This window comes from Rugosimonospora africana, assembly GCF_016862975.1.
In the GTDB taxonomy this organism is placed as follows: Bacteria; Actinomycetota; Actinomycetes; order Mycobacteriales; family Micromonosporaceae; genus Rugosimonospora; species Rugosimonospora africana.
In genome coordinates this window covers 35,673-48,224 of sequence record NZ_BONZ01000082.1, presented here as the reverse complement: position 1 = coordinate 48,224, position 12,552 = coordinate 35,673, and the positions used below count along the sequence as shown (strand labels likewise).

Here is a 12,552-nt window from a genome sequence, read left to right as displayed (position 1 = left end):
GCAGCACACCAGGCGTTGGCCGGGACCCGGAGTGGGTCCCGGCCAACGCTCGGGGGCGTTGCCGGTGGTCGCCGGTTCCGTGTTGATTCATGAACCGTAGGCACGAGCCTGGAGGGTGAACAGTTCGGCGTAAAGACCGCGGGCGGTCATGAGTTCGTGGTGGGTGCCGTATTCGGTGAGCTGTCCGTGGTCGAGGACAGCGATGAGGTCGGCCATGGCCACGGTGGAGAAGCGGTGGGAAATGAGCACGGTGATGCCGTCGTTCTCTCGGCGGGCCGAGGACGCGTAGCGCTCGAACAGGTCGTGCTCGGCGGAGGGGTCGAGAGCCGCGGCGGGCTCGTCGAGAATCAGCAGCAGTGGGTGCTGGCGCATGAGCGTGCGGGCCAGGGCCACCGTCTGCCACTGGCCGCCGGACAGTTCGGTGCCGTCGGCGTAGGAGTGGCCCACATAGCCATTCAGGCCGCCGGGGACCGTGCGCAGAACCCGGTCGGCGCGGGCTCTTCCCGCGGCGGCGGTGACTGCCTCGGTGTCGCTGGCGCGGGCGATGTCGCCGTGTCCGATGCTCTCGCCGAGGGTCAGCTCGATGTGGTGGAAGTCCTGGAACAGGGCGGCCACGTAGGAGCGCCAGCGCGTGGGGTCGAGTCCGGCCAGGTCATGGCCGTCGACCAGGACCCGTCCGCTGGTCGGCCGGTAGAGGCCACACAGGAGCTTCACCAGGGTGGACTTGCCGGCCCCGTTCTCGCCGACCAGAGCCAGGGTCGACCCGGCGGGGATGTGCATCGACACCCCGGACAGCACGGGCCGCTCCGCGCCGGGGTAGGTGAATGAGACGTCCTCCAACGTGATCCCGTGGGTCAGCCTGCTCGAAAGGCCGTCGACGTTCGCCGCGTAAGCGGTTCCGGCGCCCGCGGAAGGTTCGGCAGTAGCGGAGGCGACCGCGCGCAGTTGTCCGATCCGGTCGGTCGTGCGCCCGGCGACCTGTAGCTGCGACAGCACTCCGAGGGCGCCGGAGACCTGCACGCTCACCTGCACGGCGAGGGTGATGACGAGGACCAGGTCGCCGACGGAGGCTTGCCCGCGCAGCGCGCCGTAGAGTTCCAGCACGACGGCGCCGCCGTAGCCGAGGACGAAGAATCCCTGGCCGAGGGCCCGGTACACCGCGGCTTTGAGGTGGGCGCGCCACATCGCGGTGGTCACCTCGTCCCAGGCGGCCCGCTGGCGGTGGAGGATCTCGTCTTCGGCGCCGAACAGCCGCAGCTCCCGGACCGGGCCGGTGCTGGTCGCGAGTTCGAGCAGGTGCTTGGCGAGCCGGAGCCGTTCAGCTGTCCTTTCCCGGGCGTTTTCCACCGTGGACTGCGCCGTCCGCTCGAGCAGCACCGATATCACGGTGCACAGCGGCAGGATCGCGAACAGCGGGCTGGCCAGGCCGAGGAGAACGATCGTGACGGTCATCTGCACCAGCAGACCGGCGAGCTGCAGCACCGCCTCCAGGGACCGGGTGGTGGCGAGCAGGTTGTCGCGTACCAGGTCCACCGTGTCGGCGACCTCGGACCGGTCCAGGTGATCGATCCGGGGCGGCCCGTTGACCAGGTCCGTGAGCTCGCCACGTAGCCGCATCTCCTGCGCATCCGACACTCGGACGAGGTCCAGATGGCAGAAGTGGCCGAGCATGATCTGGGCGACGAGCGCCACCGCGGCGAGCACCACCGCGATCAGTGCGGCCCCGGCGCGGTGGGCCAGCACGTCATCGGTGAGGCCGCGCAACGCCAGGGCGGCCAACGGGGCGGCGGCGTAAAGGGCGACCGCGAGCGCCGTCGCGCGCAGCAGCCGCACCGCGTCCACCCGCAGGCCCAAGGCGAACAGGAACCGCACTGCCAGGAAGATTCTCATGCCTTCTCCTCGCCGGTGAATCGCCGTGCCTGCAACTCGAACAGTTCCGCGTACTGCCCGCCCGCAGCCACCAGTTCTTCGTGGCTGCCCTGCTCGGTGATCCGGCCGCCGTCAAGGACCACGATCCGATCCGCGCGCCGCACCGTGGAAAACCGATGGGAGATAACCACCGTCGTCAGTCCACGGGTGAGTTCCAGGAACCGGTCGAAGAACGCGACCTCGGCGCGGACATCCAGCTGCGCGGTCGGCTCGTCCAGGACGAGCACCGAGGCGCCCGCCTGTACGGCGAACAAGGCGCGCGCCAGAGCGATCCGCTGCCACTGCCCGCCGGACAGATCCACCCCGCCCGAGTACCGGCTGGACAACACCGTCGCCAGCCCGTCCGGCAGCGTCGCGATTACCTCGACGGCACCCGCCCACTCGGTGGCTCGTCTCAGGGCCTCCGAGTCGCCCAAGCGCCGGGGCGCGCCGAGCCCGATGTTGGCGGCCGCGTCGAGCTCGTAGCGGACGTAGTCCTGGTAGATCACGGCCAGGCGCCGTTGCCACGACCGGGAGTCGAACTCGTCCAGGCCGATCCCGTCCACGCTGATCCGGCCACCGGTCGGCTCGTACAACCTCGACAGCAGCTTGACCAGGGTGGTCTTGCCCGCCCCGTTCAGTCCCACGATCGCGGTCGACGTGCCCGCGGGAAACTCCAGGTCGAGCCTCTGAAGCACATGCCGGCTGCTGCCCGGGTAGGAAAAGCTCACCTTCTCGAACGTGACCGCGGAGACCGGCACCTGTCCTGCCGGCCGGCCGCCGAGCCGCCGCCGGTCCGCCGCCTGGCGCGCGGCGGCCTGCTCGATCGCCAGGATCGACCCGTAGGCATGCATGCCATCCTGCGTCTGGGCATCGGCCTCCGGGAAGTACACCCCGAACCGCAGCGGGACGAGGATCGCCTGCACGGCCAGCGACAGGCCCAGGACGCTCAGCCCACCGCGATCGGCGTTGTCACGCAGCATGAGCAGCACGGCCAGGGTCGCCGCCAGCACCACCAAGCTGTACGCCGTGAACGGCGCAAGGCGGATCCGCCGCCGGGCACGCCACAGCGGACTCAGATAGGCGGCGGCGTCACGATCACCGCGTTCCCGCCACCACGACAGCGTCCCCAGCAGCCGGATCTCCTTCGCGGCGGCCGGAGAACTGCCGGTGTCGAGGACGTAGTACGCCTTGCGCCGTGCCGCCGCACTCCGGTTTCTGAGTATCGAATACCGGGCCTGAGCGCCCCGCTCCCCGAACCGGGCGACCAGCGCCGCCGCCGTGATGACCAGCGCGGCCACCGGGCCGAGTACCACCCCGGTAAGCACCACGCCGCCGGCGAGCTGCGCGTATCGGGCGACCAAGGCGATCAGCCCCGCGACGGCAGCCCCCGGGGTGGTGAAGTACTCCACCAGACCCCGGCGGGCATCACCCATCTTGTCCAGGACATCCGGCCGTTCCAGCAGCTCGAGCGGAGCCTCGGCGAGGGTGGCGCGCATGAGCCGGCGGGCGCATGTTCCGTCCACCCGCCGGCTGATCAGCTCGCCGAACGCGGCCTGGAACGGCGCGAGGACAGCCTGCAGCAGCATCGAAGCCACCGCCAGCCCCACCGCGACCAGAACCCCGCCCCAGCCGCCTCGCCCGGCCCCCACAACCCGCTCAACGGCAACGCTCGTACCGATCACGAAGCCGAAGGGCAGTACGCCGATCAGCAGATTGAGCGCCATCGCGACGACCGCGATCCCGCCCGCCACCGGAAGCAGCCGGATGATCGACCACCAGCCCCGCCAGCGCCTCCATAGCCACTGGGCCGGCCTAGCCCAGCGAACTGTCATGAGGTCTACGTCGGTAAGTGCTCGGATTCCTCGGATCAGACCCCGTGAAGGCCCCTTGGCGCTGCGGATTGAGCCGCCGAACCGCCGCATTGTTCCCCCTGATCAGGCAAGACGACACGGCAGCACAGAGAAACAAGCGAGTGACTGCCGACGGGACACACTGGTCCGGCGGTACGCCCTGCACTGACCCCGAGCGGGGCAGGCAACGAGGCCGCGGTTACAACAACCGCGGTACCGCCACTAAGCGGCGGCGAAAGTGGGGGAACCCATAGCGACACCATAGCGGACGGCGCCACCGCAGTCACGCGGGTGAGCGCCGTCCCCGGCACCCGTGAGCGAGCACGATCGACCGTGGGAGCGCTGGACGCTGTCGCGGCCCGGGTTGCCGCCCCGGCGTCAGCGTCACCAGGCGGTCGTTGAACACGTCGATCGCAGTGTCCTCGTCCGGGGTGGCGAGACCGTCGGTCTCATCGAAGACCACAGAAATCTGGTACCGCATCTGAAGATCATCTCCTGTGGTGTCACGACAGTGCGGTACGCCGCTGCGGTGCCTCAGTCGGTCGCATACTCCGGGCGCCCGGCCGGCCGGAAGACCTGGATCGTCACGCCCTTCGAGTCGACCCGCGACTCGACCAGGTTCAGCGCGAGATCTGGACCGGTCTGCGGGAACAGTCGCGCGCCCTGACCGAGAATCACCGGAACCACGATCAGAGTCATCTCGTCGACCAGACCGTTCTCCAGCAGCCACCGGGTCAGCTCGCCACTGCCGTGTACCTGCAGCTCACCCCCCGACTGAGCCTTCAGTTCCCGGACGGCAGCCGCGACGTCTCCGGACAGGACGGTGGTACCCGACCACGCCGGATCGGCGAGCGTGGTCGACGCCACGTACTTGGGCTGTGTGTTCAATGCCCGCAGGACGGGCTCCCAGCCCGGGACATCCTCGACCGTCAAGGACCCCCACGAGCCGGCGAACAGCTCGTAGGTCCGCCGGCCGAACAGGAACGCATCGGCGCGCTGGTAAGTCTGGTTGATGAACGCGTGGGTCTCCTTGTCACCCTTCCCGCGGGCCCATCCGCCGCGCTCGAATCCGTTCCTGCGGTCCTCATCCGACGCGTGGCCGTTTCCCTGCATCACCCCGTCGATGGTGACCTGAGTCATGGTCGTCAACTTCATGGTCGCGGTTCCCCTTACCTTGGCGCCGCCCCTCATGGTCGGCCTCACCCCTGCTACGAACACCACCGCCCCGATCCGACACCGCCCCCCGGATTCTTCAAAGAATTTCCGGGACGCCGGTCGTCAGCGCTCCGACAGCACCACAGTTTCCCGGCGACCGCGCTGCACCCGGGCGGGCTATGGTGGTGCGGCGGTCGGCATAGGAAAGGGCTTACACATGGCCATCGATGTGGCGGGGACGATCGCCGCTGACATTGCCCGGCGGGACCCGGTGAACGGCATTCGGATCGTCGGCATCGACGGCCCGAGCGGATCCGGCAAGAGTTTCCTTGCCGCTCAGGTTTCGAAGCTGCTCGCCGCTCCGATCGTCGAGATCGATGACTTCGTGTCGTGGGACTGCTTCGCCGACTGGTGGCCACGCTTCGACACGCAGGTGCTCACCCCCCTGCTGGCCGGTCGAGACGCCGTTTACCAGGCCCGGGACTGGAGTGACTGGTACGGCTCCTCACTGGGTGCGTGGAAGACCCAGCCGTGGTCGTCCACAATCGTCCTGGAGGGCGTCACGTGCACGCGCCGCGAGACGATGGGCCGCCTCGCGTATGCCGTCTGGGTGGAGGCGCCCGCAGAGCTGCGACTGGCCCGCGGATTGGCAAGAGACACGGCTCTCCCCGGCAAGGAAGAACTGTGGCAGCGGTGGATGCGTGAAGAGGACACCTTCTTCGCCGCCGACGACACCCGCAACCGCGCCGACACCATCATCGACACCTCGATGTTCGGCGTGCCCACCAGGTGACGGCCGCGCAGCCGTACACCTCTCGGTCAGCTGGCCAGCTTCTCAAAGAGTTCGTTCGGCGTGTCGTAGTACCTCGTCGTCCGGCCGGAGTGCGTCATGCCGAGTCGCCGGCAGACGGCCTGGGAGGCACGGTTGTCCGGATCCGTGACCGCGATGACCCTCGCCAGACCTCGGCTGAACGCGTCGTCCAGGACCGCCGCCGCTGCTTCGGTGGCATAGCCGTGCCCCCAGGCGTCCGGATGCAGGTGCCAGCCGATCTCGACATCGGTCGGCCCGCCGGCCGGTTCCCCGGCCGACAGGGGAATCGGCTTGAGTAGGAGGTTTCCCACCAGCCGGCCGTCCGCCGCCGTGGTGATGGCCCAAATCCCGTGGATCGGATCGTCGATAGAGCGTCGGCGCGCGATCGAGGCGAGGGCATCCTCGCGGTCGTTCATGATCGTGGGCTGCGCGCCCAAGAATCGTACGACCTCCCAGCGCGACTCGAGATCCAGAAGGAAGTCGGCGTCCTCATCGCGCCAGGGGCGCAGCAGGAGGCGGTCGCTCGCGATGGTACGCATGCGGCCCAATCTAGCCAGCGCCGAGCAACGCGCCTCAACCCCCGATTCGCGCCTCCTGCGGGTCGATATTCGGCGAGCCCCATGGCCGGGGGTTGATCTGACCCGGGACTTCGGTGACATTTGTCGGTACCGCGCCGGAACCGGCTCTCTATACGCTGATCACATGAGGCAGCGCCGGTTCCCGATCGTCACGACCATCGTTCTTGTCCTGACCGGGGTTGCGGAGCTTCTACAGTGGACGGTGAAGGGCTGGGGGCCGGGCCTGGAGCGCGACCCGGACGGTCTCACCTGGTCGCACTGGTGGCGCCTGTTCTCGCCGCTGCTCACACAGATGGCGTCGCCCGGCGTCTCCGGGACCGCGCAGTTCGTCAGTAACATGGTGTTCCTCGCGGTCATCGGCATCGGCGCCGAAAGCGTGCTCGGCCCGCGGTGGTGGCTCGTCGGCTACGTCGTGGGTGGCGTCGTCGGGCAGGCCACCGGCTATTGGCTGGAACCGCCCGGCGGTGGCAACTCGGTCGCGATTCTCGGTGTCGCGGCGCTGTTCGCGATGGCCGTCGTACTGGGCGAACCGGCCCCGTCGGTCTCCCTGATGTTCGTCGCCTACTTCCTGGCCGCGATCACCCTGTTCAGCCTCACAAACTGGATCGTGGCCGTCGCGGTCGTCGTGATCGGTGCGTGGCTCTACCAGTTCGCCCGAGGCCGCTGGCCGCGACGGGCCGACCTCGCGCTGATCGGCGTCACGGTGCTCGCCGCGGCGGTGCTGATCGCGGCCGGGGACCATCACGGCTGGGCGTTCGCGGCCGGCATGACGCTCACCCCGCTGTACCGCCTGTCGCGGCAACGCCGTGCACGCACGCGGGATCGCGACGACCGCACTCTCGACCTCGTCACCTGACCGCTCCGATCTGTGTGACGCCACCAGCGAGCACGGGACAGCGCGGCCGGCCCATGGCGTGCTTCACTACGCATCGTGGCCCGCACCCGCACTTGGATCGTGTTCGCAATCGCCGCTTCCCTTGTTGCGAGCGCAGTTCTCGTCCAGCGGTGGTGGCATAACCGTCCGCCTTACGCCGCAACCGCGCTGCACGCGTCGGCTGAGCTGCATCCGGTCACCGAGGATCAAGCCCAAGCATTGCTGGGGCCCACGGTCAACGCCCCACGGATCGGGGCGGGCGACCAGCTCATCGCGGGTACGGTCAGGTGGCGGAAGGCGCCGACATCGACGGGCAATCTGCTCCTGTATCTGATCGACGAAGGGAAGCACCGGAAACCGCCCTTCATCGGAGTGGACCCCTTACGAGCCAGTCTCGGTACAAGCTCTGTGGACACGAAAGTCGCCAATCGATACCCGTGGCTGCAAGGCGCCGGCATGGTGTACAAGGACGGCTCCTGGTGGGAAAGCGGCGAGGAGCTGGAGGTCGCGATGTCTTCCGGCGTCACGTCGGTGACCTTCGTCGCCGTGTTCCCCAGCGCCGACTCCCGCGATCGAAACAGAGATCTCTACGCCACGACGCCAGTCGACGTTTCGCGCCTGCTTGTCGGAGTCGTCCTCACCGGTGACGACGACCAGATCTACTGGGCGCAGCGATTGCATGGGTGAGCGAAGGTCCCGCATCGCTCGTCGCCGCCCGCGGCTTCACTCCAATTGAGGCCGGGCCAAACCGGTGCTGGCGGCACGGGACGCGACCGGCGCAGTGATCGTCTTTCACCTGGACCTGGCGGTCTCGAACACGGCCCCGCGCAATCGGTTCAGGCATACCGTGAGGTTGGGGGGTCTCCGAGGTGGGGGCAGCCTGCCGGACGGGCTGGCATCGATGCGCCCGCTCATCGGCGCCTGGTCGGTCGCCTGTCGGGAGGAGTTCTGATGATCGGAGCCGAACCGGCCCCCAGTCCCGGGCCGGCACCCACCGGAGCCGTCCTCCGCAAGCAGGACCGGGACGAGGTGTTCATCGAGTACACCAAGTCCATCTGCCCTGTGTGCAAGGTCGTGGTCGACGGGCAGGTCAACATTCGGGACGGGAAGGTGTACCTGCGTAAACGCTGCCGTGACCATGGTGTGTTCGAGGCTCTGGTGTACGGCGACGCGCAGATGTACCTCGACTCGGCCCGGTTCAACAAGCCCGGCACGATTCCGCTGAGCTTCCAGACCGAGGTCCGCGACGGCTGCCCCTCCGATTGCGGCTTGTGTCCGGAGCACAAGCAGCACGCCTGCCTGGGCATCATCGAAGTCAACACCGGCTGCAACCTGGACTGCCCGATCTGCTTTGCCGACTCCGGTCACCAACCCGACGGGTACTCCATCACCCTCGAACAGTGTGAACGCATGCTCGACGTGTTCGTGGAATCCGAGGGCGAGGCCGAGGTGGTGATGTTCTCCGGCGGGGAACCCACCATCCACAAGCAGATCCTCGAGTTCATCGACGCCGCCCAGGCGCGGCCGATCCGGTCGGTCAACCTCAACACCAACGGCCTCCGCCTCGCCTCGGACAAGGCGTTCGTGGCCGCTCTCGCGCAGCGGAACCAACCTGCTTGGGCGGTCAACATCTACCTGCAGTTCGACGGCCTGGAGGAACGCACCCACCGGGAGATCCGCGGCCGGGATCTGCGCGCGATCAAACGACGGGCCCTCGACAACTGCGCCGAGGCTGGTCTGACGGTCACCCTCGTCGCCGCAGTGGAGCGGGGCGTCAACGACCACGAACTCGGGGCGATCATCGAATACGGCCTTGCCCACCCCGCGGTACGGTCGGTGTCGTTCCAGCCGGTCACCCACTCCGGGCGGCACGTCGAATTCGACCCGCTGACCCGGCTGACGAACTCCGACATCATCCACGCCATCGCCCAGCAGCTCCCGGACTGGTTTCAGGCCAAGGATTTCTTTCCGGTGCCGTGCTGCTTCCCGGCCTGCCGCTCGATCACCTACCTGCTGTCCGAGGGCACCCCGGGCACCCCTGAGTTCACGGTGGTACCCATCCCTCGGTTGCTGAATGTGGAGGACTACCTGGACTACATCTCCAACCGGGTCGTGCCCGACCTCGCGGTACGGGAGGCGCTGGAGAAGCTGTGGTCAGCCTCCGCGTTCATGGGCACCGACACCACCCGAGACCGGCTCGCCCAGGCCGCCGCGGCTCTGGACTGCGGGGATGCCTGCGGGATCAACCTGCCCGAGGCGGTCGCGAACCTGACCGACCGCGCGTTCATGATCGTCGTTCAGGACTTCCAGGACCCGTACACCCTCAACGTGAAGCAGTTGATGAAATGCTGTGTGGAGGAGATCACCCCGGACGGCCGGCTGATTCCGTTCTGCGCCTACAACTCTGTCGGCTACCGGGAACAGGTCCGCGAACACATGTCGGGTGTACCCGTGGCGGATGTGGTTCCCAACGCGCTGCCGCTGCGACCGATCCTCACCGATTCGCCCTACGGCTCCAAGATCGCCAGGAACGGTCACGACGGCCGGTCGCGGAGCGCGGCGGATGCCACCAACGTCGGTCGCAGGATCCGGTGAACGTCCCGATCCAGCCGCCGTCAGCCGCCGAGACCAAGGCATGCTGCGCCGCCGCGTACGGCTCGGACGTGGTGGCGCTGCTGCTCGGGGAGTCCTACCACCCGGGCGGCCTCGGGTTGACCCGGCGGCTGGCCGACCGGTTGCGTCTGTCTGGCGGAGACCGGGTTCTGGATGTGGCCAGTGGCCGGGGCGCCAGCGCGCTACTGCTGAGCGGCGAGTACGACGCCGACGTCACCGGCGTGGACCTGTCGCCCACCAATATCGCGCTCGCCAACGATGCGGCCCGGTCAACCGGCCTGGCTGATCAGACCCGGTTCGAGTTGGGTGACGCGGAACGATTGCCCGTAGGGGACGCCGACTTCGACGCGGTGGTGTGTGAGTGCGCGTTCTGTACCTTCCCGGACAAGCCCACCGCCGCGGCCGAACTCGCTCGGGTGCTACGCCCCGGCGGTCGGCTGGGCATCACCGACGTGACCGTCGACCCCACCCGGCTACCACCGGAGTTGTCCGGGCTGAGCGGGAGGATCGCCTGCGTCGCCGACGCGCGACCCCTCGACGAGTACACCGACATTTTGACCGGCGCAGGACTCACCGCGACTCGAACTGAACGGCACGATGCCGCGATCGCGGCCATGCTCGACCAGATCGAGGCCCGCCTCATGCTGGTCCGGATGACCGCCCGCGACCAGGCCGAAGCTCTCGGGGTCGACTTTGACCGCGCCCCCACCCTGATAGCCGCGGCCCGCGCCGCGATCGGTGACGGCGTGATCGGCTACGCCCTGATCACCGCCCAGAAAACCGTATGACGCGGCGGCACGTCCGGGTTCGGCAACGACCGACCGCTGGCGTGTGCCTGACGCAGCATGAATGCCGGCCGTCGTCGGGAAACGGATTTTCAGCTGTGCCGGCGTACCGCACGCCACGCCTGATATGCCTCGGGAACGGTGAGCGGCACGGCGGCGACTGCGGTCGCGGCCGCAAGCGTGCACCAACCGCACAGCCGCCGGTGTTTGGTCACCTGTTCGGCGAACAGCCACGCCCCGGCTGCCGCGTCCCCAGCCGCTTTCCCCGCGGTCAGCAGCGGCAACCACGGCTGCCGCGCCGCCCGATCGGCCGGCCCCATCCCTACCAGGGCCAGCGTGATGGCGGCGTTGGCCAGGGCCAGGGCCGTGTCCGGGGTATGCGCCACCGCGTACGCCTCGCCGCTGGCATCGACCCGGTCGGCGTCCAATCCTCTCCAGGGCGGCTCAGGCAGGTGTCGCAGCAGCCCGTACTGGTAGGCAGCCACCACTCCGTAGGCCGCGCTGGCCAGCAAGGTCAGGCCCGCCACCCAACGGCGGCGACGCATCACCGATGACAGGTCCAGTCGAAGATCATCGCTGACCCGCTCGGCCGACCGACTCGAACCGCGACCAACCCCGTCGGGGCCCGGCCTGATCGCAGCCGCCCGCAGGCCCTTACCGGTTCGCTCCATAGCGCTACCTCCGCTCCCGTCACTGCCCGCGGTGATGCCCCGGCACCGGCCGTGCATACCATCGCCGGACGGATCAGGGGTCAGCGCCGAGCCCGACGTTCCGCCTCGGCCTTGACCGTGACGACCGTGTCGGCCACCACGGTCTCCCATCGGCGAGCCACAATCTGGCCCCAGCAAGCCCCGGCTGCCCAGCCGTCGGTACCCAGTTCGCCGGTGTACTCCAGCACGCAGCCACCGTCCCGCTCGCTGAGCAGGAACTGCTCGACCACATGTGGCACTGGGCCGCGAACAAGCCGGAACTCGACACGCTCCGGCCGGGTGAACCGGACGGTCTCGACGGTCACCGCGACCAGCCCGGCACCTACCCGTGTGCGATGCGCGGCCAGGACCATGTCGCTGCCCCGTTCCAGCACCGTGATCTTCTCGGCTACCGACCGAGTCTGGCGCCCCAGATACGGTTCGGCCAGCACCTCGAAAACCACCTCCCTGCGGGCCTGGATATCCGTTGGCGAGACGCTCAGCTTTCGCATCCGCCGGCCGACCCCAACGTCCACGGTGACCGCGCCGGTCGCCACACCGACATAGGCCAGCGCGGCGACAGCGCCGCCTACAGCCGTCCCCCTTATCCACCGCCGGGCCCGCACCCCACTCTTCCCTTCTGCCGCCTGATCGCGACGCTACGCCGGCCGAGATGCCGTCCGGAGGTGAAACGGCGCCCGGGCAGAGGGGGCGCCATCCGGGTTGAAGTCCACCGGCGAGGTGATTCGCGAGACCTACGCCAGGAAGATCACCAACTGGACCGCGTCGATCCGGACACCCTGACCACGATGGCCCACCTGGTTCTCGCGACCGTGTGGCAGCTTGCCGCGATTCCGGCTACAGTTTCATCGTTGATCGGCGATTGACGATGAAGGTGCGGGATGGAACTTCTCGACCGGGCCACCGCGGCGGAGTACGCGTCGTGGTTTCGTGCGCTGGCCGACCCGACTCGAGTCCAGCTCGTGGAGTTGCTCGCCCGAGCCCGCAGGCCGATGAGCGTTGCGGAGATCGTCGGGATGATGGGGCTGGCGCAGTCGACTGTGTCCCAGCACTTGAAGATCCTGGCCGAGGTGCGGTTCGTGCTCGTCGACCCGGTCGGCAATGCCCGCCACTACCGAATCAACCAGACGTGTATCGGCTGTTTCCCGTCGGCGGCCGACGTAGTCATGGGCAAGCCCGCCCCCGCCCCGTCGGGGGGTTGCTGATGGCCAGCATGCCGCACGTTGGTCCGGCCACTCGTACGTCCGAAGGTGTGACAACGCGGC

13 protein-coding genes are annotated in these 12,552 nt (G+C 68.5%); 6 read left to right on the top strand and 7 right to left on the bottom strand.

Annotated elements, in window-relative coordinates; genetic code table 11:
- Positions 1-87: 87 nt before the first annotated feature.
- The 4 genes from Raf01_RS38390 to Raf01_RS38375 all read right to left on the bottom strand — a co-directional run bounded on the left by Raf01_RS38390 (position 88) and on the right by Raf01_RS38375 (position 4,916).
- Positions 88-1,890, bottom strand: a complete 1,803-nt coding sequence (locus Raf01_RS38390; protein WP_203923018.1) for an ABC transporter ATP-binding protein — start codon at positions 1,888-1,890, stop codon at positions 88-90.
- Positions 1,887-3,743: an ABC transporter ATP-binding protein gene (locus Raf01_RS38385; protein ID WP_203923017.1), complete on the bottom strand. Its 1,857-nt coding sequence runs from the start codon at positions 3,741-3,743 to the stop codon at positions 1,887-1,889. Before Raf01_RS38385 ends, Raf01_RS38390 begins: the two co-directional genes overlap by 4 nt.
- Before the next feature lie 301 nt (positions 3,744-4,044).
- Positions 4,045-4,242 (bottom strand): hypothetical protein, encoded by a 198-nt coding sequence (locus tag Raf01_RS38380; RefSeq protein WP_203923016.1) that lies wholly within the window; start codon positions 4,240-4,242, stop codon positions 4,045-4,047.
- Between the two features lie 53 nt (positions 4,243-4,295).
- A complete protein-coding gene (locus Raf01_RS38375) occupies positions 4,296-4,916 on the bottom strand; it encodes a dihydrofolate reductase family protein (protein WP_203923015.1) in 621 nt (206 codons plus the stop codon).
- Positions 4,917-5,133: 217 nt separating this feature from the next.
- On the opposite strand from Raf01_RS38375, the gene Raf01_RS38370 reads away from it, so the two are divergent.
- On the top strand, positions 5,134-5,709 hold the full coding sequence (locus tag Raf01_RS38370) for a uridine kinase family protein (RefSeq protein WP_203923014.1): 576 nt from the start codon (positions 5,134-5,136) through the stop codon (positions 5,707-5,709).
- A 26-nt stretch (positions 5,710-5,735) separates the two neighbouring features.
- On the opposite strand, the gene Raf01_RS38365 is transcribed toward Raf01_RS38370, so the two are convergent.
- Complete coding sequence (locus Raf01_RS38365; RefSeq protein WP_203923013.1) at positions 5,736-6,266, bottom strand: GNAT family N-acetyltransferase; 531 nt, start codon at positions 6,264-6,266, stop codon at positions 5,736-5,738.
- Between the two features lie 163 nt (positions 6,267-6,429).
- On the opposite strand from Raf01_RS38365, the gene Raf01_RS38360 reads away from it, so the two are divergent.
- The 4 genes from Raf01_RS38360 to Raf01_RS38345 all read left to right on the top strand — a co-directional run bounded on the left by Raf01_RS38360 (position 6,430) and on the right by Raf01_RS38345 (position 10,580).
- On the top strand, positions 6,430-7,161 hold the full coding sequence (locus Raf01_RS38360) for a hypothetical protein (protein WP_203923012.1): 732 nt from the start codon (positions 6,430-6,432) through the stop codon (positions 7,159-7,161).
- Positions 7,162-7,236: 75 nt separating this feature from the next.
- On the top strand, positions 7,237-7,866 hold the full coding sequence (locus Raf01_RS38355) for a hypothetical protein (protein WP_203923011.1): 630 nt from the start codon (positions 7,237-7,239) through the stop codon (positions 7,864-7,866).
- Between the two features lie 264 nt (positions 7,867-8,130).
- Positions 8,131-9,774 carry a radical SAM protein gene (locus Raf01_RS38350; RefSeq protein ID WP_203923010.1) on the top strand — a complete coding sequence of 548 codons (1,644 nt, stop codon included), beginning with the start codon at positions 8,131-8,133 and terminating at the stop codon, positions 9,772-9,774.
- Positions 9,771-10,580 (top strand): class I SAM-dependent methyltransferase, encoded by an 810-nt coding sequence (locus Raf01_RS38345; RefSeq protein ID WP_203923009.1) that lies wholly within the window; start codon positions 9,771-9,773, stop codon positions 10,578-10,580. Before Raf01_RS38350 ends, Raf01_RS38345 begins: the two co-directional genes overlap by 4 nt.
- A gap of 89 nt (positions 10,581-10,669) precedes the next feature.
- On the opposite strand, the gene Raf01_RS38340 is transcribed toward Raf01_RS38345, so the two are convergent.
- Positions 10,670-11,104: a vitamin K epoxide reductase family protein gene (locus Raf01_RS38340; protein ID WP_203923008.1), complete on the bottom strand. Its 435-nt coding sequence runs from the start codon at positions 11,102-11,104 to the stop codon at positions 10,670-10,672.
- 224 nt (positions 11,105-11,328) lie between these two features.
- On the bottom strand, positions 11,329-11,778 hold the full coding sequence (locus Raf01_RS38335; RefSeq protein ID WP_203923007.1) for an SRPBCC family protein: 450 nt from the start codon (positions 11,776-11,778) through the stop codon (positions 11,329-11,331).
- 390 nt (positions 11,779-12,168) lie between these two features.
- Between Raf01_RS38335 and Raf01_RS38330 the strand changes: the two genes are divergently transcribed.
- Complete coding sequence (locus Raf01_RS38330; RefSeq protein ID WP_203923006.1) at positions 12,169-12,492, top strand: ArsR/SmtB family transcription factor; 324 nt, start codon at positions 12,169-12,171, stop codon at positions 12,490-12,492.
- The last annotated feature ends 60 nt before the right edge of the window (positions 12,493-12,552 follow it).

Excerpts from the sequence above, each read along its gene's own strand:
- Raf01_RS38350 (WP_203923010.1), top strand. The coding sequence starts at position 8,131 with ATGATCGGAGCCGAACCGGCCCCCAGTCCCGGGCCGGCACCCACCGGA.
- Raf01_RS38360 (WP_203923012.1), top strand. The coding sequence starts at position 6,430 with ATGAGGCAGCGCCGGTTCCCGATCGTCACGACCATCGTTCTTGTCCTG.
- Raf01_RS38380 (WP_203923016.1), bottom strand. The coding sequence starts at position 4,242 with ATGCGGTACCAGATTTCTGTGGTCTTCGATGAGACCGACGGTCTCGCC.
- Raf01_RS38335 (WP_203923007.1), bottom strand. The coding sequence starts at position 11,778 with ATGCGAAAGCTGAGCGTCTCGCCAACGGATATCCAGGCCCGCAGGGAG.
- Raf01_RS38330 (WP_203923006.1), top strand. The coding sequence starts at position 12,169 with ATGGAACTTCTCGACCGGGCCACCGCGGCGGAGTACGCGTCGTGGTTT.
- Raf01_RS38370 (WP_203923014.1), top strand. The coding sequence starts at position 5,134 with ATGGCCATCGATGTGGCGGGGACGATCGCCGCTGACATTGCCCGGCGG.
- Raf01_RS38385 (WP_203923017.1), bottom strand. The coding sequence starts at position 3,743 with ATGACAGTTCGCTGGGCTAGGCCGGCCCAGTGGCTATGGAGGCGCTGG.
- Raf01_RS38390 (WP_203923018.1), bottom strand. The coding sequence starts at position 1,890 with ATGAGAATCTTCCTGGCAGTGCGGTTCCTGTTCGCCTTGGGCCTGCGG.
- Raf01_RS38375 (WP_203923015.1), bottom strand. The coding sequence starts at position 4,916 with ATGAAGTTGACGACCATGACTCAGGTCACCATCGACGGGGTGATGCAG.
- Raf01_RS38365 (WP_203923013.1), bottom strand. The coding sequence starts at position 6,266 with ATGCGTACCATCGCGAGCGACCGCCTCCTGCTGCGCCCCTGGCGCGAT.